We start from the raw sequence: 19,719 nt of genomic DNA, 5'->3' as shown, positions 1-19,719 counted from the left end.
GGTCAGGCGTCAGGGCTTGGCGAACGGGTCGTGTTCGGCGAGCAGCTTGTCGACGCGGGCCTGGTCGACCCTGCTGACGATCTGCACGACCTCCTGCCGGTCCCTGATCACCTTGGCGAGGGTGAACGCGGAGGTCGTCAGGTAGAGCACGGCGATGGCGAGGAAGCCGCGCACCCAGGCCGAGGCGTCCAGGTAGCCGATGCCGATGGCGACGGCGCCGATGGACACGGCGAAGGACGCCACGGCCTGGCCGTAGAAGGCGTTGGTGGTCTGCTGCTTGACGGGCGGCTCAGTCATGGCCACAGCTTCACCGCCGGGCGGCCCGCGCCATATCCGCTCGCGTACTCAGATGCGTACTCAGCCGCGGGGCCCTGCGGTGTCTCAGAAGGCCGAAATCCCGGTCAGCGCACGGCCGATGACGAGCTTCTGGATCTGGCTGGTGCCTTCGTAGAGCGTCATCACGCGGGCGTCGCGCAGCAGCTTGCCCGCCGGGTACTCGTCTATGTAGCCGTAGCCGCCGAAGACCTGGAGCGCGTTGTTGGCGGCGCGCACGGCGGCCTCCGAGGCGAACAGCTTGGCCTTGGAGGACTCCGTGGCGAAGGGCTGGCCCCGGTCGACGAGGTCGGCGACCCGCCAGGTCAGCAGGCGCGCCGCGTCCACGTCCACCGCGATGTCGCTGAGCAGCTCCTGGACGAGCTGGTGGTGGGCGATGGTCTTGCCGAACTGTTCGCGTTCGGTCGCGTACTTCACCGCCGCGTCCAGGGCGGCCTGCGCGATGCCCACGCACCCGGCGGCCACCGACATGCGCCCCTTGGCGAGGGCCGACATGGCGACGGAGAAGCCCTTGCCCTCGGGCGCCAGCATGGCCGACGCGGGGACGCGGACGTCCTCCAGGACCAGCTCGGCGGTGGCCTGGCCGCGCAGCCCGAGCTTGCCGTGGATCGTGCGGCGGCTGAGACCGGGGGTGTCGGTGGGCACCAGGAAGGCGGAGACGCCCCGGTGGCCCGGGGTGTCGTTCGTGCGGGCGAAGAGGAGGACGACGTCGGCCCACGTGCCGTTCGTGATGAACATCTTGGCGCCGTTGACCACGTAGTCGTCGCCGTCGCGGACGGCCTTGGTGGTGAGGCTGCCCGCGTCGGAGCCGGTGCCGGGTTCGGTGAGCCCGAAGCATCCGACGTACTCCCCGGAGGTGAGCCCCGGCAGCCACTGCCGCTTCTGCGCCTCGCTGCCCCAGGACGCGATGGTCTTGGCGACGAGGCCGAGCGAGACGGAGACGATGCCGCGCACGGAGGAGTCGCCGCGGCCCAGCTCCTCGGTCACCAGGCAGTACGCGAGGTGGTCGCCGCCCGAGCCGCCGTACTCCTCCTCGATGGTGAGCCCCAGGAAGCCGACGTCGCCGAGCTTCTTCACGAGCGCCCGGTCGACGCTCTCCGCGCGGTCCCACTCGATGACGTGCGGGGTGATCTCGCGCGCGACGAAGTCCTCGGCCAGCCGCCGGACGGCGGTCTGCTCGTCGCTGAGCTCCAGGTTCATCGGGGGCACCTCTTCGCGTCGGCACATGCGTGGGGACGTACGTGGATGTACATGGGGAAGTACATGGGATTTAAATTAGCACTGCTAGTTTCCTGTGGCAGCCCTACTATGTGCCGCATGGCCCGACCGCGCAAGCCCCTCCTCAGCCGAGAACGCATCGTCGACACGGCGCGCGCCCTCGTGGACGCCGAGGGCCTCGCGGCCGTCTCCACGCGCCGCCTCGCCGCCGAGCTGGGGGTCAGCGGGCCGTCCCTCTACAACCACTTCCGCACCAAGGACCAGATCCTGGAGGCGGTCGCCGACTCGGTGAGCGCACAGGTCGACCTGTCGATGTTCGACACCGCCGACGGGCGCGACTGGCGTACGGCGCTGCATGACTGGGCGGTCTCCTACCGGGCCGCGCTGACGCTGCACCCGAACATCGTCCCGGTGCTCGCCCGGGGTCCGGGGCGCCGCCCGGCCGGACTGCGGCTCGCGGACGCGATGTTCGGGGCGATGGTCGACGCGGGCTGGCCGGCCGCGCAGGCCACGTCGATCGGCGCGCTGATGCGGTACTTCATCATGGGCTCCGCGCTCGGCTCGTTCGCCGGCGGCTTCGTGGACGACGAGACCGCGTACGACCCGGCGGACTACCCCCACCTCGGCCAGGCCCACCTGCTCGCCGAGCGCCAGCAGATCATCGACGAACGCGCCTTCGAGGCGGGCCTCAAGGCGCTGCTCGACGGGCTGGCCCTCCAGTACGAGCAGGTGGGGGCGGGGCGGACGGCCGACGCCTGACGCTTCGGTGGGCGCCGAAGCGTTCCTGGCCCATCCTGGGGACATGAAGCCCGGTCGCACCACGAACGTCACCGCTCCCGCCCTCGCCTCCCTCGCGGGGCTCTTCGCGGACCGGACGCGCGCCGCGTGCCTGCTCGCGCTGCTGGACGGGCGGGCGTGGACCGCCGGCGAGCTGGCGCGGCACGCGGGAGTCGCGGCGTCGACCGTCAGCGAGCATCTGGGGAAGCTGGTCGCGGGCGGGCTCCTCGCCGAGGAGCGGCAGGGGCGGCACCGCTATGCGAGGCTCGCCGACGCGGGTGTCGCGCAGCTCGTCGAGGATCTCGCCGCCCACGCGGCGCCCGGGGCCACGGCGGAGCCCCGTACGCTGCGCGAGACCGGCGCGGGCAACGCGATGGCGCGGGGCCGCACCTGCTACGACCACCTGGCGGGGCGGCTCGGGACCGCGATCACCGGGGCGATGACGTCGCGCGGGCTGCTGCGGCAGGACACGGGGTTCGCCCTGACCGACCAAGGGGTGGAGTGGTTCGGGGAGCTGGGCATCGGGCTCGCCCGCGCCGGGCGGCGGCCGCTGGCGCGGGCCTGCCTGGACTGGACCGAGCGCAGGCCGCACTTGGCCGGGGTCGCGGGCGCGGCGCTGTGCCTGCACGCGCTGGAGGCGGGGTGGTGCGCGCGGATCGGTTCGCAGCGCGCGGTGAGGGTCACGCCGGCCGGGGAGCGGGCCTTCGCCGCGCATCTCGGCATCGACGGCCTGTGAGCCCCCGGGTGGCCGGTCACTCCGTCACGATGCGCTCCACCGCCGCCGTGACCAGCGCGTCCCGCTCGGCCTCCGAGAGCACCCCCGGCAGCGTGAGCTGCTCCACGATCAGCCAGTTGAAGGCCAGGTAGAGCAGCCGGACGCCGGTCGCGTCACCGGGCAGGCCGGAGGCCTTGTGGTAGGCGAGATTGGCGTCGAGGTCGGCCCGGACGCGTTCGGTGAGGACGGCGCGCAGGTCCGGGCGGCGGGTGGCCTCCAGGCGCAGTTCGAGCAGAGCGAGGTAGCCGGTGCGGAAGCCGCTGACCCGGCCGACGACCTCCCGCATCAGTCCCGCGTACGCCTCCTTGTCGCGCTCGGCGGTGCGCTGGCGCTCGATCTCCTCCGGGCTGGGCTGGAGACGTTCGTAGACCCGGGCGCCCGCGTGGGTCAGCAGGTCGTCGCGGTTGCTGAAGTAGTTGGAGGCCGTGCCGGTGGGCACACCGGCCTCGGTGTCGACCGCCCGGAAGGTCAGCCCGCGGGCACCTTCCCTGGCCAGCACCTCGATGGCGGCGTCGACCAGAGCCGCACGCCGTCCGTCGTTCCTGCGCACCATGATCGTCACTCCATTCGTAGTACTACACGTCAACCACTACAGCAACAGTACTACAGGACGAGCCACCGGCGTGGTAGCGCGCGGATGCGGCGGGGACGCTCGCGTGGATATTGAGGTGAGCGCCGAAGCTTCCCCGACCTAGCCTCTCCCCATGTCTGCTTCCAGCCACTCGGCCCGCCGCCCCCAGCTGCTCGCCGCGGCCGCCGCCGCGTTCACCGTCGTGATGTGGGCCTCCGCCTTCGTCTCCATCCGCAGCGCGGGCACCGCCTACTCCCCCGGCGCGCTCGCACTCGGGCGCCTGCTCGCCGGTGCGCTGACGCTCGGTGCCGTCTGGGCGGTACGCCGCGAGGGGCTGCCGCCGCGCGCCGCCTGGCCGGGGATAGCCGTGTCCGGGCTGCTGTGGTTCGGGGTGTACATGGTCGTCCTCAACTGGGGCGAGCAGCAGGTCGACGCGGGCACCGCGGCGCTGCTCGTGAACATGGGGCCGATCCTCGTGGCACTGCTGGGCTCACGGCTGCTCGGCGACCCCCTGCCGCCGCGGCTGCTCGCGGGCATGGCGGTGTCCTTCGCGGGCGCGGTGGCCGTCGGCTTCTCGATGTCCGGCGAGGGGCGCGCGTCCGTGCTCGGCGTGGCGCTCTGCCTGATCGCGGCCGTGGGGTACGCGGCCGGGGTCGTCGCCCAGAAGCCGGCGCTCGGCAGCGCGAGCGCCCTTCAGGTGACGACGTTCGGCTGCCTGGTGGGCGCGGTGCTGTGCCTGCCGTTCGCGGGGCAGCTCGTGGACGAACTGGAACACGCGCCCGCGTCCGCCACCCTCAACATGCTGTACCTGGGCGTCTTCCCGACCGCACTCGCCTTCACGACCTGGGCGTACGCGCTGGCCCGCACGACCGCGACCCGCATGGGCGCCACGACGTACGCCGTGCCCGCGCTGGTCGTCGTGATGTCGTGGCTGGCGCTGGACGAGGTACCGGGGGCGGTCACCCTCGGCGGCGGCGCGCTCTGCCTGGCCGGGGTCGCGGTGGCGCGTTCCCGCCCCCACACCCGCACCGAGCCCGCCCCCGCACCGACCCCCTCCCGAAAGTAGCTGTAACCTGCACCCGTCCTGCCGGACGAAACAGGGACGGACGTAACCGGGGGTGGCCGTGGGGCAGCACGCGACGGATGCGGTGGACGCCGAGGACTCGGCGAAGGGCGCGGGGGTCTCGGTGAAGGGCGCGGAAGCCTCACCGAAGGCCGCCAGGCGGGCGGTCCGGGTGCCCCGCGGCCGGGGGTTCGTGGTGCGGGTGTTGCGGGGGCAGGCTCAGGTCACCTTTCTGCCGAGTGCCGCGACGGGGGCGGTCTTCTGTGGTGCGCTCTCCGTGGCGGGCTGGGAGTACGGGCTCTACGCCCTCGTCGGCACCGCCGTCGGTACGGGCGCCGCGTGGCTGCTCGGTGTGGACCGCGAGCGGGTCGGGGCCGGGCTCGAAGGGTTCAACGCCTGCCTGACCGCGCTCTGTCTCGCGGTCTTCCTCGGTGCGCGGCACCTGTCGACGGCGCTGCTCGCGCTCGTGGGCTGCGTGGCCGTCACGGTCGTGACCGCCGCCGTGGTCAATCTGCTCGGGGTCTGGGGACTGCCCGCGCTCACGCTGCCGTACTGCCTGGTCGCGAGCGCCATGACCATCGCCGCGCCCGGCTTCCGACGGGTCTGGCACCACGGCGAGAGCCTCGCGGCCCTCACCGGCCCCGCCACGGGCCCGACCGCCCCGCGCCCGGCCGAACTGGCCCGGGGGTTCTTCGCCGGCTTCGCGGAGATCTTCTTCATGCCGCAGTGGTACGTCGGCGCCCTCCTGCTCGCCGGTCTCCTCGTGGCCAGCCGTCGCGCGGCGGCCGTGGCGTGCCTCGGCAGCGCCGTCGGGATCGGCACGGCGTGGGCGCTGGGCGCACCCGCCGCGCGGATCGCCGACGGCACGATGGGCTACAACTCCGTCCTCGTCGCCCTCGCCCTGTGCGGCGTCTTCCTGCCCGCGCGGGCGGCGACACTCGCGTACGCACTCGTGGGCGCCGCCACCGCGACGGCGGTCGGCCCGGCGGTGGCGGCGCTCTTCGCGCCGTCCGGCGGGCACGCCTTCACCTGGCCGTTCGTTCTGACGACGTTCGTGTTCCTGGCGGGGGCCAAGTCCTTCCCCCGGCTCACCGGTTCGGGCGGCGCCCGAAACGCCGGAGCCGCCGGGAGCTGATCAGAAGACGACCAGCGCCCGGCCGCCCTTGCCCGCGACCATGTGCTCGAAGGCGGCCGGGATGCCGTCGAGCGTGATCCGGTCGGTCACCAGGACGCCCAGGTCCAGACGGTCCGCCCGGATGTGCTCGGCCAGGACCGGCAGGTCCACCGCCGGGTCGCAGTTTCCGTACACGCAGCCGGACAGGGTCCGGCCCCAGTGGAAGAGCTCCAGGGCGTTGAAGGTGACCTGCTGGTCCTTGCCGCCGATGCCGACCACCGTGGTGCGGCCGCCCCGGCGCGTGGACTCCCAGGCCGTGCGGATCGTCACCGCGCGGCCCACGCACTCCACGGCCACGTCGACGCCCTGACCGCCGGTGAGGCCCCGGATGTCCTTGGCCGTCCGCTCCGAGGCGACCACGTAGTCGGTGGCGCCCGCCGAGCGCGCCAGCTCCTCCTTCTCCGGGGAGATGTCGACCGCGATGATCCGCGAGGCGCCGGCGATCCGGGCCGCCTGCAGCGTGGCGAGGCCGACCCCGCCGACCCCGTACACCGCGACGGTCTCGCCCTCGCGCACCTTCGCCGAGTGGTGCACGGCGCCGTACCCGGTCAGGACGGCGCAGCCGAGAAGGGCCGCGTCGGTGAGCGGGACGCCGTCCGGCACCGGCAGGACGCAGTTGGCCGCGACCACCGTCTCCTCGGCGAACGCGGCGACGTTCAGGCCCGGATGCAGATCCGTGCCGTCCGGCCGCTTCGCGTAGACGTCGGCGGCGCCCGCGAGGGCGTTCGCGCAGAGCCACACCTCGCCGAGCGCGCAGGCGTGGCAAGTGCCGCAGGACGGCGCCCAGTTCAGGACGACGCCGTCGCCGGGGGCGACCCGGGTGACGCCCTCGCCGACGGAGACCACGGTGCCCGCGCCCTCGTGGCCGAGTACGGCGGGCGCCGGGACCCGCATCGTGCCGTTGGACAGGGACAGGTCGGAGTGGCAGACCCCGGCGGCGGCGAGACGCACGCGGACCTGGCCGGGGCCCGGCTCCGGCAGGTCGATGTCGGCGATCTCCAGGGGGGAGCCGACGGCGGGAAGGATGGCGGCGCGGACCATGATGGAGGGAACTCCCTTAGAACTGGAGGGACTTGGTCTGGAGGTACTCTGTCAGGCCGTGTGAGCCCAGCTCGCGGCCGACGCCCGACTGCTTGTAGCCGCCGAAGGGTGCCAGGGGGTTGAAGCCACCGCCGTTGATGTCGACCTGGCCGGTGTCCATGCGGCGGGCGAACGCGACCGCCTCGGCGTCGTCGGCCGCCCACACGGCCCCGGCGAGGCCGTACACGGTGTCGTTGGCGATGCGCAGGGCGTCGTCCTCGTCCTCGTACCGGATGAGGGAGAGCACCGGGCCGAAGATCTCCTCCTGGGCGATGGTCATCTCCGGGGTCACGTCGGCGAAGACGGTCGGCTGGACGAAGTACCCCTCGTCCTTGGGGGCTTCGGGTCCGCCCGCCACGATCCGGGCGCCCTCCTCGACGCCCTTCTCGATGTAGCCGCGCACGCGCGCCTGCTGCTTGGCGTTGACGACCGGGCCGATGCGGGGGCCGTACTTGGCGGCCGCGGCCCCGGCCAGCTCCACCGCCTCGTCGTAACGGTCGGTGTGCACCAGCATGCGGGTCCAGGCGCTGCACGTCTGGCCGGAGTTGGACATGACGTTCGCGACGCCGACGTTGACGGCCTTGGCGAGGTCGGCGCTCGGCAGGATGACGTTGGCGGACTTGCCGCCCAGTTCCAGCGCGACGCGCTTGACGGCCGCGCCCGCGGTGGCGCCGATCCGCTTGCCGACGGCGGTGGAGCCGGTGAACGAGACCAGGTCGACGCCCTCGTGCTCGGCGAGCGCCTGGCCCGCGACCGGGCCGAGCCCGGTGACGAGGTTGAACACGCCCGCGGGGACGCCCGCCTCATGCACCGCCTCGGCGAAGAGCTGGGCGGTGAGCGGGGTGTCCTCGGCGGGTTTGAGCACCACCGTGCAGCCCGCGGCGAGCGCGGGGGCCACCTTGTTGACGATCTGGTGGAGGGGGTAGTTCCAGGGCGTGATCGCGCCGACCACGCCGACCGGCTCCAGATAGACGGTGGAGTTGCCCACCTTCTCCTCGAAGGGGTGCGTCGCGGCCAGCTCCGCGTACGAACCGCAGACGAGGATCGGGACCCCGGCCTGCACCGCCTGCGCGAACGGCAGCGGGGCGCCCAGCTCGGCGGTGACGGTCTCGGCGATCTCGTCCCTGCGGGCGACCAGCCGGTCGCGGAGCGCGCCGATCAGGGCGGCGCGCTCGGCGGGCGGCGTGGCGGCCCAGCCGGGCAGGGCGGCGCGGGCGGCGCGGACCGCGGCGTCGACGTCTTCCGCCGTGCCGGCCGGGACCTGTCCGATGGGCCGCTCGTCGGCCGGGTTGACGACCGTGATCGTGTCGGCGCCGGCAGCGGGGCGCCAGGCGCCGTCGATGTACATGCCGTCGTGGGCCTTCATCGCATTCCTCCAGGTTGTCGTCCGCACTACAAACTAGCGCTGATAGTTTTCGGGCACCAGGGGCATCGGAGCCCAGGCGTACCAGAGATCTCCGGTGCTTGGGCCGGCCGCTGCCGGATTTCTCCGCCGCCCTCCTCGGAACGACGGCGTCCGCGGCCCTTCCGGCCCTACGCTCATGCGCATGCTGCTGCGCCGGAAGTTGCGGATGACCGTGGTCCTGGCCGTCACCCTTGCCGCCACCTTCGTCGGGGCGACGGAAGGGGGCGCGAGGGCGGGCACAAGGGCGGCTCACGCCGAGGAGAAGCCATCGTACGAACGGCAACGGCAGCTCCTGTTCTACAACCACGCCTACGGAGTCCTCGACCGGGAGACCGCCGACGCCGTCCAACACTCCCCCTACCTGCGGAAGTTCGCCGACTTCGAGGTCCGTACGACGACCGGTTCCGACGGCCGGACCTGGACCGGCCGCTATCTGAAGGGCCGCGAGACCTACCTCGAACTCTTCGGGGCGGGCGACCTGCCCGACACCCCGCTCGGCAGCGCGGGCATGGGCATCTCGACCGAACGCGCCGGTGACCTGGCGACCGTGCTCGCACGGCTGCGGGACCAGGGCGTCGAGGACCCGCTGGAGTTCCAGCAGACGCGCGACTTCGGCGACGGCGTCCCGGTGCCGTGGTTCGACGGCGCCTTCACCACCGACCAGTACGACGCGTTCGGCACCTGGGCGATGGAGTACCGCCCCGAATACTTCGCCGACCCGCGCGGCAGGACGGAACCGGCGTCCTACCCCGGTGACGTCGGCCGCGAGCGCTATCTCCCGGACGCCTACCGCGACCGCCTGATGCGGAATGTGACCTCCGTCCGCATCGCGGTCACCGCACGCGACCTGGCCAACACCGTGCCGCTGCTGCGGGCCGGCGGATTCACCGTCCGCCCCGCACCGTCCGGCGGCATCGTCGCGAAGGACGGCGGCACGACGATCCGCCTGGACGCCGTACCGCGCGACCAGGTGGGCCTACGCCAGTTCACGTTCTCGCTCAACCACGCCACGAAGAGCCGCCACGAGGAGCGACTCGGCCACTCGACCCTGACGGTCGGGCCGGGCCCGCGCGCGGTATGGGACTTCGGGGGTCCACCCCCTACCGACCGGCGTTGAGCCGAGCCGCCTGCCGCGTCAGGTGATCGCGCTCCGCGAGGTTCGCCGCCTTCTGGGCCGCCTCGGCGTACAGCCGTGCCGCCGTCACGAGGTCGCCGTCCCGCTCGTGGAGGCAGGCCGCCACCGCCGCGTGGCGGGGCAGTATGGCGTCCAGGGTCGCGAGCGCCGCGAGGCCGGCGCGGGGGCCGGCGCCTGACCGTCGACGAACTCGCCGGTCTTCTCCAGCCGGTCCGCGAAGTCCTGCATGTACTGCATGTGCGCGGAGATCTCCTGGGGCGTCCACCGGTCCATGGGTACGTCGTTCACCACGGCCGGGGCGCCGCGGTAGTGCTTGAGCAGCAGGTACTTGGCCATCGTGTCTCTCCCTCGGTGCTGTACGACCCATTGTGGTCGCGTTCACCACGGGGACGGAGCCGGTCGCGGGTTCTCGACATCGTCGGCCGAAATCGTCGGCGCAATTTTTCCGGCCGCCTCAGGGAGCGGCGCGGAGCCTCACGGAGCGGCGTGGCGTGGGGTGGCGTGGCGCGGCGTGGCACCAAAGCCGACATTCACCTCGCATTGGTCCGGAATTTGATTTCCGTTGCGTGACAGACGCATGACAAGCTGTCCAGCCTCTTGATCTACCCCCGCGAAGCGGCCACGCTACTGATCGCGACGGGAGCGGCACCGCACCGCTCCCTTCTGTGTGTGCGATCACGCGCACACCCCCCACAGTCGCGTCGCCCCACCCCGGGCGCGCCGCCTATGAGGAGGACTCCCTCGTAATGGCAATGCCGCGTAGCAAGAAGACTGTGATCGCCGCCGCGATCTCGACCGCCGCCGCCGCTGTTCTCGGTACGGTCTCCGCTCTGCCCGCCCAGGCCGCCCCCGCCGAGGGCACCGTGATCGCCGCGGGCTCCGCCGACGCGGTCAAGGGCAGCTACATCGTCACGCTGAAGGCGAGTTCGGGCCTCAAGGCCGCCACGAGCCAGGGCAAGGGGCTCATATCCGAGTACGGCGGCTCGGTGACGAAGACCTTCAAGTCCGCGCTCAACGGCTACGCCGCGAAGCTGAGCGCGACGGAGGCGAGACGCCTCGCCGCCGACCCGGCGGTCGCCACCGTCGAGCAGAACCAGCGGCTCCAGTCCAGTGCGACGCAGTCCAACGCCCCGTGGGGCCTGGACCGCATCGACCAGGCCAGGCTGCCGCTGTCCGGCGGCTACACCTACCCGGACACCGCGGGCTCGGGCGTCACCGCGTACGTGATCGACACGGGCGTACGCATCTCGCACTCGGAGATCAGCGGCCGCGCGGTCAACGGCTACGACGCCGTCGACGGCGACACCACCGCCCAGGACGGCAACGGCCACGGTACGCACGTGGCCACGACCGTCGCGGGCAAGACGTACGGCGTCGCCAAGAAGGCCAAGATCGTGGCGGTCCGCGTGCTCGACAACAACGGCTCCGGCACCACCGCCGGTGTCATCGCGGGCGTCGACTGGGTGACCGGGAACCACGCCGCCGGCGCCCCGGCCGTGGCCAACATGTCGCTCGGCGGCGGCGCCTCGACGTCGCTGGACAACGCGGTGAAGAACTCCATCGCCGATGGCATCACCTACGCGGTCGCCGCGGGCAACGAAGGCGTCAACGCCGCCAACTCCTCCCCCGCCCGGGTCCCCGCGGCCATCACGGTGGGCGCGACCGGCAGCAACGACGCCAAGGCCAGCTGGTCCAACTACGGCTCGGTCCTGGACATCTTCGCGCCCGGCGTCTCCATCAAGGCGGGCTGGCACACCGGCGACACGGCGACCAACACGATCTCCGGTACGTCGATGGCCGCCCCGCACGTCGCGGGCGCGGCGGCGATCTACCTGGCGGGCCACACCTCGGCCACGCCGGCGCAGGTCGCTTCCGCCCTGGTGAACGGGGCCACGCCGAGCGTCGTGACCAGCCCGGGCACCGGATCTCCGAACCGGCTCCTCAAGATCGTCCCGTAACCCGCTGATCCGTACGGGTAGTTGCGCCCCGGAGGTTGTCGACGCCTCCGGGGCGTTCCCGTGCCGGGGCCGACGCGTCGGCCGTCGCCTCGCCGTGGGCCGGGTGCGGGTCGTCTATGGCCGGACGCGCCGCTCGCCGTGGGCCGGTGCGGGTCATCTGTGGCTGGGCGCGCCGTTCCCCGCGCCCCTGACAGGGCTCTGCCCAGGCCCGCCACGACGCGCAGGCCGACACGTCTGCCGTCGCCTCACCGTGGGCCAGTAGCGGTCGTGCGTGGCTGGGCGCGCCGTTCCCCGCGCCCCTGACGGGGCTCTACCCAGGCCCGCCACGACGCGCAGGCCGACGCGTCTGCCGTCGCCTCGCCGTGGGCCGGGTGCGGGTCGTCTATGGCTGGACGCGCCGTTCCCCGCGCCCCTGACGGGGCTTTGCCCAGGATCGCCACGACGCGCAGGCCGACGCGTCTGCCGTCGCCTCGTCGTGGGCCGGTGCGGGTGGTCTGTGGCTGGGCGCGCCGCTCGCCGTGGGCCGGTAGCGGGTCATCTGTGGCCGGGCGCGCCGTTCCCTCGCGGCCCTGACGGGGCTCTGCCGGTCAGGGGCGTGGAGTTCGTGCTCCCAGGGCCGCCGCGAGCACCAGTAGCCCGCCCAGCATCACGAACGGCGCGGCCACGCCCGCGACCCCGGCGACCAGGCCCGCGGAGGCGGGCGCGGCGACCTGGCCGAGGCGGTTGCCGGTCAGGCGCAGCGCCAGTGCCGTCGAGCGCGCGCCGTCGGGCGCGGCCTGGACGACGGTCGTCATGGAGAGCGGCTGGCCGACGCCCAGGCAGAAGCCGAGCGCGGCGAGCATGAGGGCGAGCCCCCACTCCGGTACGGGCAGCGCCATGGCCGCGCACAGCAGCCCGCCCAGCAGACACGTACCGGTCAGCAGGACGGTCCTGCCGAGCAGCCGGATCATCGGCGTCATCACCAGGCGGCAGGCGATGGTCGACGCGGCGCGAAGGCTCAGGAGCAGCCCGACCGCGGCGGGAGCGATGCCGCGGTGCTCGCCGACCACCGGCAGGTAGGCGGTGAGGACGTCCGTCGCGGAGAGCACCGCGAGGCTGATGAAGATGCCCGCGGGCACGCCCCGGGCGCGCAGTATGCCGAGCACCGGCACCCGCTCGGCGGCTCGCTTCCCCAAAGGCGTACGCACGTGCTCGATGCGCCACAGCGAGGTCAGCGAGACCGCGCCGACCGCCGCCGAGACGAGCAGGGCGAGGGCGCTGGTGCGGCCCATGTCGGCGCCGATCAGGGCGCCCGCGGCGACCGGCCCGGCCAGCTGGCCGAGCGAGGCGCCGATGGTGAAGTGCCCGAAGTTGCGGTCCTGTTCGTCGGGCGCGGACTGCCGGGCGACGATCGACTGCGCGCCGATCACGAAGCAGAGGTGGCCGAGCCCCATCACGCCGCTCCACGCGGCCATCGCGGCGAGCGATCCCGCCGCGCCGCTCAGCGCGCAGCCCCCGGAGATCAGGACGACGCCGACGGGCAGGAGCGGCGCGCACCGCCCGTGGTCCGTCCGGCGCCCGAGCGGTACGGCGGCGAAGAGCGGAAGCAGCGCGTAGACGCCCGCGATGACGCCGACGGCCCGTTCGTCGGCGCCCAGCGAGAGAGCCCGGTAGGAGACGGCGGGCCGCGCCATCGACACCGCCGCCTGCGCGAAGCCGAAGGCGATGACGAGGCGCAGCAGCCAGCCCCTGCCGGGCAGAGGAGCGCCGGAGGAACCCTTCGGCATCAGATGATGCCGAAGAGGATTCCGGCGCCGAGCACCACCAGCGAGGTGAGCACGGCCCATTTGACGGTGAACTTGGTGTGGTCGCCGAACTCCACCTTGGCCATGCCGACGAGCACGTACACCGCGGGCACCAGCGGGCTCGACATGTGCAGCGCCTGGCCGGCGATGGAGGCGCGGGCGATCTCCAGGGTGCCGACGCCGTGGGCCTGGCCCGCCTCGGCGAGGACCGGCAGGACGCCGAAGTAGAAGCCGTCGTTGGACATGAAGTAGGTCAGCGGGATCGACAGGAGGCCGGTCACCAGGCCCATGTGCGGGCCCATGCCCTCGGGGATGGCGTCGACGAGCCAGTCGGCCATGTGGTCGACCATGCCGGTGCCGCTGAGGACACCGGTGAAGACGGCGGCGGCGAAGACCATGCCGGTGACGTTGAGGACGTTCTCCGCGTGGGCGGCGATACGGGCCCTCTGGTCGGGCATGTGCGGGAAGTTGACGGTGAGGGCGAGCGCGGCGCCGAGCAGGAAGAGGACCGGGATCGGCAGCCACTCCATGATCATGGCGGTGAGCAGCAGGACGGTCAGGCCCGCGTTGAACCAGTAGAGCTTGGGACGCAGGGTCGGGCGGTTCGGGTCGAGCCCCTGGAAGCCGTCGTCGTCCTCGGAGTCCTCGGAGTCCTCGGAGTCCTCGGAGTCCTCGGAGTCGTCGGTGTTCGCGGCGGTCTCAGCGTCCGCGTCGGTGTCCGCTCCCCCGGCGGTCTTCTTCGTGAGAGACGTACGTCCGTCAGCGGCGCCGCCACCGGCTCCGCCACCGGCTCCGGCTCCAGCTCCGGCTCCGGCTCCGGCTCCGACGAGCAGCGTCTCCTCGGCCTGCTCCGTCTCCTTCGTCAGGACGTCGTCGAGCGACAGCACGCCGAGGCGCTTGCGCTCCCTCAGGCCAAGTACGTAGGAGAGGAGGAAGACGGCGACCAGGCCCATGGCGAGCGCCGGGATCATCGGTACGAAGATATCGGCGGCGTCGACCTTCAGCGCGGTCGCGGCACGGGCCGTTGGGCCGCCCCAGGGCAGCGTGTTCATGACGCCGTTGGCGGTGGCGGCGACACCCGTCATCACGACGAGGCTCATCTTGAGGCGCTTGTACAGCGGGTACATCGCCGAGACCGTGATCATGAAGGTGGTCGAGCCGTCGCCGTCGAGGGAGACGATCGCGGCGAGCACGGCGGTGCCGACCACGATGCGCATCGGGTCCGCCTTGCAGAAGCGCAGGATGCCCCGGACGATCGGGTCGAAGAGACCGACGTCGATCATGACGCCGAAGTACACGATGGCGAACATGAGCATGGCCGCCGTGGGCGCCAGATTGCCGACGCCGTCGAGGACGTAGTCCCCGAGATGGGCTCCCTTTCCTACGAACACGCAGAAGAGCGCGGGGATCAGCACCAGCGCCGCGATCGGCGACATCTTCTTCATCATGATCAGCACCAGGAAGGTGGCGATCATGACGAATCCGAGGATTGTCAGCATGGGGGCTACCTAACGTTCACCATCGAACTCCCACCAGGTCTGGCGGTCCGGTCGACGTTAGGACTCGCCGTGAAGTGTTAACAAGATGTTGACGCGCGAGCAATAAGCGCAAAACTCCTGGTCACGGCTGTGTGTCGGTCAGTCGAGGGAACGCGCGAAGTACGCGTGCAGCAGCGTCCGCGCCTCTTCGATGAGGCCGGGATCGCCCGCCGGGTGCCCGCGGAAGGCCAGCTGCAACACCGCATCGACCGCCTCCACGCCCACCAGCACGGTCCGGCGCAGCCGGTCGTCCAGGGTGCGGCCGAGGTGGTCCGCGAGCAGCGCCGCCACGCGCTCCGCCACCTGGACGTTCGCGTCCGGCATCGCGTCGGGGGCCGAGGGGACGCCGAAGTCGACGAGGCCGAAGCCGGGGACGGTGCGCTTCATCGCCAGGTACTCGTCGAAGGCGGCGTCGACCGCGCCGCGCCAGTCGCCGCGGTCGACGCCGCTCACACGCGCGGCCACGCGCTGAGCGTACGCGTCGAGGTTGCGGTGGGCGAGGGCGTCCGCCAGGGCCCGCTTGTTGCCGAAGAAGCGGTAGACCGAGCCGATCGGGACGCCCGCGCGGTGGGCGACGGCGCGGGTGGTCAGACCTTCGTAGCCGACCTCGTCCAGGACGGCGGCGCAGGCGTCGAGGATCCGGGTCAGGCGCTCGGCGCTTCGCTCCTGCACGGGCACGCGGCGCAGGGAGGCCGGGGGGCGCGGTTCCTCGGACGGGTTCCGGTGGGGCATCCCGGGAGAGTGGGGCATCCGGGGAGAGTAGAGCATCGCTCACATTCCTGGCTTCCTCTTGCGTGAGGAAAACCTGAATCCTACGGTGTCCCATAGGAATCATTCACGAGGGAGTTGTGATGAGCGGGGACCACGCAAGCAACGCCGACCGAGCGGGCGCCGACGACGCCCGGAAGGCCGCCGAAGGGCTGGCCTATCTCTCCGGGTTCGGCAACGAACACAGCTCCGAGGCGGTGCCCGGAGCGCTGCCGCACGGCCGCAACGCACCGCAGCGCGCCCCCCTCGGGCTCTACGCCGAGCAGCTGAGCGGCTCGGCGTTCACCGAGCCCCGCGCGCACAACCGCCGCTCGTGGCTGTACCGCGTCCGCCCCTCGGCCGCGCACCCGCGTTTCACCCGTACGGAGAACGGCGCGATCCGGACGGCCCCCTTCACCGAGTCGGTCCCGGACCCGAACCGGCTGCGCTGGAACCCCCTCCCGGAGCCCGCGCCCGGCACGGACTTCGTCGCGGGCCTGTGGACGCTCGGCGGCAACGGCGACGCGACGCAGCGCACCGGCATGGGCATCCACCTCTACCACGCCAACTCCTCCATGAGGCACCGCGTCTTCGGCGACGCGGACGGCGAGCTGCTGATCGTCCCCGAGCACGGCGGACTGCTGCTGCGCACGGAGTTCGGCGCGCTGCACGCGGAGCCCGGCGAGGTCGCGCTGATCCCGCGCGGTGTCCGCTTCCGCGTGGAACTGCTGGAAGAGAGCGCGCGCGGGTACGTCTGCGAGAACTACGGCGCCCCCTTCCAGCTCCCCGACCTCGGCCCGATCGGCGCCAACGGCCTCGCGAACGCGCGCGACTTCAGGGCGCCCGTGGCCGCGTACGAGGATGTCGAGGGCCCGGTGGAGGTGGTGAACAAGTTCTGCGGCAACCTCTGGCGCGCGACCTACGACCACTCCCCCCTCGACGTCGTCGCCTGGCACGGCAACCACGTCCCGTACGTCTATGACCTGCGCCGCTTCAACGTGATCGGCTCGATCAGCTACGACCACCCGGACCCGTCGATCTTCACCGTGCTCACCTCACCGTCCGACACCCCGGGCCTCGCGGGCGTCGACTTCGTCGTCTTCGCGCCCCGCTGGCTGGTGGGCGAGGACACGTTCCGGCCGCCGTACTTCCACCGGAACGTGATGAGCGAGTACATGGGCCTGATCGAGGGCGCGTACGACGCGAAGGCGGAAGGCTTCGTACCGGGCGGTGGCTCGCTGCACAACATGATGTCCGCGCACGGCCCCGACCGCGAGACGTTCGAGAAGGCGTCGGCCGCCGAGCTGAAGCCGCAGAAGATCGACGACGGCCTCGCCTTCATGTTCGAGACGCGGTGGCCGGTGACGGCGACAGAGCAGGCAGCGCGGGCGTCCCACCTGCAGCGCGGCTACGACGACGTATGGCAGGGTCTGGAGCGCCACTTCCGCAACTGATGCGGCGTAACTGATTGCGGCACAACTGACGCAGCGCGACTGATTCGGAGAGACCGTGACCGCTTTCGCCCCGGACTCGATCGTCCTGAATCGGAAGCTGCCGCTCTGGTACCAGGTGTCGCAGTCCCTGCGCGCCTCGATACTCGGCCGCACCCCCGAGGCCCCGCTCCGGCTGCCCACCGAGGAGCAGCTGGCGGGGCACTACGGGGTGAGCGTGCTGACCATGCGGCAGGCCCTCAAGGAGCTGGAGGACGAGGGCCTGATCACCCGCCACCGGCGGCGCGGCACGTTCATCGAGCCGAGCGCCCGGCGCGGTTCCCCCGTGCGCCTGCTCGGCTCGGTCGACGCGATCGTGGCCCAGCAGTCGGGCATGACCACCGAGCTGCTGGACCACGGCACGGCTCCCCCGCCCGCCGAACTCGCCCCGTACTTCCCGGACTCGGCCGAGGTGGCGACGTACCACCGGCTGCGCAGCGACGAGAAGACGGGCGAACCGACCAACCACGCCCGCAACTACATCCGTCCCGAACTGGCCACCCGTATCGACCTGGACGACCTGGTGCGCTGGCCGATGACGAAGGTGCTGCGGGACGTGGTGGGGATGCGCATCAGCCGCATCACGGACACCGTCGAGGCCACGCTCGCCGACCCGGAGACCGCACGCCTCCTCCAAGTCCCGCTGCTCAGCCCGATCCTGCACTACACGGGCGTGACCTATGACGAGGACGGCAGGGCCCTGGACGTGGCCCGCATCCACTACCGCGGGGACCGCTTCTCCTTCTCGGTGACGCTCGAAGCGACGTGAGGCCGTGCGGCTGTGCGGCCGTGCGGCCCAGTACCGGCACTGACGCCGGCGCCGGCGCCATGCCGCCCGCCGCCGGGTACGTCGTACGATGCCGGGCGTGACGCACGACGAAGCGCCGCTGCTCGCGGACCTCATGCCGTGGTCCGTCGCACCGCTCCGGCCGGGCCGCGGGTGGCCGATGGGACCGGACGCCGCATCCCTGAAGGCCCGCTGGGCCGCCCTCCTGCGCGCGGACGGAGCGGCCCGCGAGGCCCTCTTCCGCCCCACCCGCTCCCGCACGCCGCACACCGCCGTCGCCCAACTCCCGGGCCACCGGGGCGGTACGGGCCGGCTGGCCAGGGAGTCGGGGCCGTGTCCCGAGCCCGTCCGCGTGCTCCACGGCCCGTTCGACGAGCAGTGGCTCATCCCGGACCACCGTCTCATCGACGTCGCCCGCCCGGAGCTGTGGCGGGTCGCGGGCGAGGGCCAGCTGTTCGCCGTCGAGCAGGGTTACGTGCCCGGGGCCGCGGGGCCCGTGGTGCTCGCGTCCGCCACGCTGCCGGACGGCCGCTCACCGGCCGGGCGGCCCGGCCGCGTCCGGCCGCTGTTCCGCCGGCCCGGCGGCCTGGAGCCCAACGTGGCGCCGGGGCTGCTCGGGCACCTCTCAGGGGTGCTCGGCCTGGAGGTCACGGCGCGGGCGCTGCTGGCCTGGGTGCTCGCCGCGGGATCCGGCTCCGCGGCGGGCTGCCGGGTGCCGCTGACGGCCGACGCCGGCCTCTGGGCGCGGGGCGTGGAGCTCGGGGAGCGGCTGCTCGGGCTGCATCTGCGCGGCGACGGCGAGCGCCCGAAGCTGCCCGGCGGGCGCAGGCCCTACGTCCGGGCGCCCCTGCCCGCGCGCCCGCGCTCCCTGTCGTACGACGCGGAGGAGCAGGTCCTGCGGGTGGGCGAGGAGGGTGTCGTCTCGCCGGTGCCGAAGGAGGCGTGGGAGTTCGAGGTGAGCGGGGTGCGGGTGCTTGAGCGGTGGTTCGGGCCGCGCTCGGGTGACACGGAGGCGGAGCCGGGGACGCTGGAGGCGATCCGCCCCTCGGTGTGGCCGCAGGCCTGGACGTCCGAGCTGCTGGAACTGATCACGGTTCTCGCGCTGATCGCGGAACTCGCGCCGGGGCAGGAGGAGTTGGCGGGCGCTCTCGGCGACGGGATCACCGTGGAGGAGCTGCGGCGGGTGGGCGTTCTGCCCGTACCGGACACCGCGCGGCGGCCCGCGTCCGTACTCGATCACCGCGAAGAGGGACCCGAGGGGCAGTTCGCGCTGATCTAGCCGGGGGGCGGGGGTGTGACAGGCGGGAGAGAGGGGTGAACGGGTGGGCGGGAAAGATCCGCCGCGGAGCGGCGGCTCAGTCCCGGGGAACCACCCGTGATCAGCGACCGCCGAAAAGCGACCGCCGCAGCCTGCGCAGCGGCGCGAAGAGCGAGACATGCCTCACTCGGGCACCCCTGCTGCTGCGGGCGCGCGTGGTGTCACGTGAGGTGAGCTCACGCATCAGCAGCGTCGCCTCGTGCGACTCGCGCTGCGGGACGGCTGGGCCGCCCAGCACCGAGAGATGGCGGTCGAGGCGCGAGCTGGTCGCGCTGCTCCCACAAGTGATCGCAGGGACACGCGCCCTGCTGCGCACCGTTATCTGTTCCATGTCACTCCCCACCCGTACGAGGGCACCCGGCCCAGGGCAGGTTAACCCTATCGCCCCGCCGTGACACACGTGTATCCCGGTCGCAGGATTCACCTCCCCTACAAGGAGGTTGACGATTACTCTCCGAATATGACTGATTCCAGGGCGAGTTGGACATACGGTTCGAGACTCCTCCGGTCCGGGCGGCGCTCACGTGGGCTATCTCACCTGTCGTCATACCCGGAGAGAGTTGCTA

The 19,719-nt window shown here is 72.4% G+C and carries 18 protein-coding genes and 2 pseudogenes; 9 read left to right on the top strand and 11 right to left on the bottom strand.

Translation table 11 applies throughout. The features are described 5' to 3' along the window. Nucleotides 1-9: 9 nt before the first annotated feature. Complete coding sequence (locus tag ACWDZ7_RS25435) at nt 10-297, bottom strand: YiaA/YiaB family inner membrane protein (protein ID WP_451800067.1); 288 nt, start codon at nt 295-297, stop codon at nt 10-12. A gap of 84 nt (nt 298-381) precedes the next feature. Then, the gene (locus ACWDZ7_RS25430; protein WP_451800065.1) at nt 382-1,533 is read right to left on the bottom strand and encodes an acyl-CoA dehydrogenase family protein; all 1,152 of its coding nucleotides are present in this window, start codon (nt 1,531-1,533) and stop codon (nt 382-384) included. 117 nt (nt 1,534-1,650) lie between these two features. On the opposite strand from ACWDZ7_RS25430, the gene ACWDZ7_RS25425 reads away from it, so the two are divergent. Together ACWDZ7_RS25425 and ACWDZ7_RS25420 are read left to right on the top strand one after the other, a co-directional pair. Continuing rightward, on the top strand, nt 1,651-2,310 hold the full coding sequence (locus ACWDZ7_RS25425; RefSeq protein WP_451800064.1) for a TetR/AcrR family transcriptional regulator: 660 nt from the start codon (nt 1,651-1,653) through the stop codon (nt 2,308-2,310). Between the two features lie 43 nt (nt 2,311-2,353). Next, entirely contained in the window at nt 2,354-3,064 is a 711-nt protein-coding gene (locus ACWDZ7_RS25420; protein WP_451800063.1) for an ArsR/SmtB family transcription factor, read from the top strand. A gap of 16 nt (nt 3,065-3,080) precedes the next feature. Here ACWDZ7_RS25420 and ACWDZ7_RS25415 read toward each other — a convergent pair whose 3' ends face one another. Next, nucleotides 3,081-3,656 (bottom strand): TetR/AcrR family transcriptional regulator, encoded by a 576-nt coding sequence (locus ACWDZ7_RS25415; protein WP_451800061.1) that lies wholly within the window; start codon nt 3,654-3,656, stop codon nt 3,081-3,083. Nucleotides 3,657-3,807: 151 nt separating this feature from the next. On the opposite strand from ACWDZ7_RS25415, the gene ACWDZ7_RS25410 reads away from it, so the two are divergent. Together ACWDZ7_RS25410 and ACWDZ7_RS25405 are read left to right on the top strand one after the other, a co-directional pair. Then, nucleotides 3,808-4,740, top strand: coding sequence for a DMT family transporter (locus ACWDZ7_RS25410; protein ID WP_451800059.1), 933 nt, complete (start codon nt 3,808-3,810; stop codon nt 4,738-4,740). A gap of 58 nt (nt 4,741-4,798) precedes the next feature. Further along, nucleotides 4,799-5,872 (top strand): urea transporter, encoded by a 1,074-nt coding sequence (locus ACWDZ7_RS25405; RefSeq protein WP_451800057.1) that lies wholly within the window; start codon nt 4,799-4,801, stop codon nt 5,870-5,872. Here ACWDZ7_RS25405 and ACWDZ7_RS25400 read toward each other — a convergent pair whose 3' ends face one another. Continuing rightward, entirely contained in the window at nt 5,873-6,952 is a 1,080-nt protein-coding gene (locus tag ACWDZ7_RS25400) for a Zn-dependent alcohol dehydrogenase (RefSeq protein ID WP_451800056.1), read from the bottom strand. 16 nt (nt 6,953-6,968) lie between these two features. After that, a complete protein-coding gene (locus tag ACWDZ7_RS25395; RefSeq protein WP_451800055.1) occupies nt 6,969-8,357 on the bottom strand; it encodes an aldehyde dehydrogenase family protein in 1,389 nt (462 codons plus the stop codon). Nucleotides 8,358-8,562: 205 nt separating this feature from the next. On the opposite strand from ACWDZ7_RS25395, the gene ACWDZ7_RS25390 reads away from it, so the two are divergent. Beyond that, nucleotides 8,563-9,513 carry a DUF5829 family protein gene (locus ACWDZ7_RS25390; protein WP_451800210.1) on the top strand — a complete coding sequence of 317 codons (951 nt, stop codon included), beginning with the start codon at nt 8,563-8,565 and terminating at the stop codon, nt 9,511-9,513. Here the strand turns inward: ACWDZ7_RS25390 and ACWDZ7_RS25385 are convergent. Together ACWDZ7_RS25385 and ACWDZ7_RS25380 are read right to left on the bottom strand one after the other, a co-directional pair. Beyond that, a pseudogene (locus tag ACWDZ7_RS25385) lies at nt 9,497-9,703 on the bottom strand (RNA polymerase subunit sigma-24); the annotation flags it as partial. The gene ACWDZ7_RS25390 and the pseudogene ACWDZ7_RS25385 overlap by 17 nt on opposite strands. Beyond that, a pseudogene (locus ACWDZ7_RS25380) lies at nt 9,694-9,867 on the bottom strand (YciI family protein); the annotation flags it as partial. The pseudogenes ACWDZ7_RS25380 and ACWDZ7_RS25385, both read right to left, overlap by 10 nt. A 410-nt stretch (nt 9,868-10,277) precedes the next feature. Here ACWDZ7_RS25380 and ACWDZ7_RS25375 point away from each other — a divergent pair. Beyond that, complete coding sequence (locus ACWDZ7_RS25375) at nt 10,278-11,489, top strand: S8 family peptidase (RefSeq protein WP_451800054.1); 1,212 nt, start codon at nt 10,278-10,280, stop codon at nt 11,487-11,489. A 587-nt stretch (nt 11,490-12,076) separates the two neighbouring features. Here the strand turns inward: ACWDZ7_RS25375 and ACWDZ7_RS25370 are convergent. From ACWDZ7_RS25370 to ACWDZ7_RS25360, 3 genes are all read right to left on the bottom strand, one after another. Then, nucleotides 12,077-13,255 carry an MFS transporter gene (locus ACWDZ7_RS25370; RefSeq protein ID WP_451800052.1) on the bottom strand — a complete coding sequence of 393 codons (1,179 nt, stop codon included), beginning with the start codon at nt 13,253-13,255 and terminating at the stop codon, nt 12,077-12,079. Next, the gene (locus tag ACWDZ7_RS25365) at nt 13,255-14,772 is read right to left on the bottom strand and encodes a CitMHS family transporter (protein WP_451800050.1); all 1,518 of its coding nucleotides are present in this window, start codon (nt 14,770-14,772) and stop codon (nt 13,255-13,257) included. Before ACWDZ7_RS25365 ends, ACWDZ7_RS25370 begins: the two co-directional genes overlap by 1 nt. Nucleotides 14,773-14,910: 138 nt before the next feature. Next, nucleotides 14,911-15,543 (bottom strand): TetR/AcrR family transcriptional regulator, encoded by a 633-nt coding sequence (locus ACWDZ7_RS25360; RefSeq protein WP_451800048.1) that lies wholly within the window; start codon nt 15,541-15,543, stop codon nt 14,911-14,913. A gap of 119 nt (nt 15,544-15,662) precedes the next feature. On the opposite strand from ACWDZ7_RS25360, the gene hmgA reads away from it, so the two are divergent. The 3 genes from hmgA (at nt 15,663) to ACWDZ7_RS25345 (ending at nt 19,114) form a co-directional block, all read left to right on the top strand. Then, on the top strand, nt 15,663-17,012 hold the full coding sequence (gene hmgA, locus ACWDZ7_RS25355) for a homogentisate 1,2-dioxygenase (protein ID WP_451800046.1): 1,350 nt from the start codon (nt 15,663-15,665) through the stop codon (nt 17,010-17,012). Nucleotides 17,013-17,067: 55 nt separating this feature from the next. Continuing rightward, nucleotides 17,068-17,817 carry a GntR family transcriptional regulator gene (locus ACWDZ7_RS25350; protein WP_451800044.1) on the top strand — a complete coding sequence of 250 codons (750 nt, stop codon included), beginning with the start codon at nt 17,068-17,070 and terminating at the stop codon, nt 17,815-17,817. Between the two features lie 88 nt (nt 17,818-17,905). Further along, nucleotides 17,906-19,114, top strand: coding sequence for a type ISP restriction/modification enzyme (locus tag ACWDZ7_RS25345; RefSeq protein WP_451800042.1), 1,209 nt, complete (start codon nt 17,906-17,908; stop codon nt 19,112-19,114). Between the two features lie 100 nt (nt 19,115-19,214). On the opposite strand, the gene ACWDZ7_RS25340 is transcribed toward ACWDZ7_RS25345, so the two are convergent. Next, nucleotides 19,215-19,484, bottom strand: coding sequence for a hypothetical protein (locus tag ACWDZ7_RS25340; protein WP_451800040.1), 270 nt, complete (start codon nt 19,482-19,484; stop codon nt 19,215-19,217). Between the last annotated feature and the right edge of the window lie 235 nt (nt 19,485-19,719).

The organism is Streptomyces sp. NPDC003032 (genome assembly GCF_053591415.1).
Note: the sequence above shows the minus strand (reverse complement) of the source record. Positions and strands in the feature narration are given on the sequence as shown.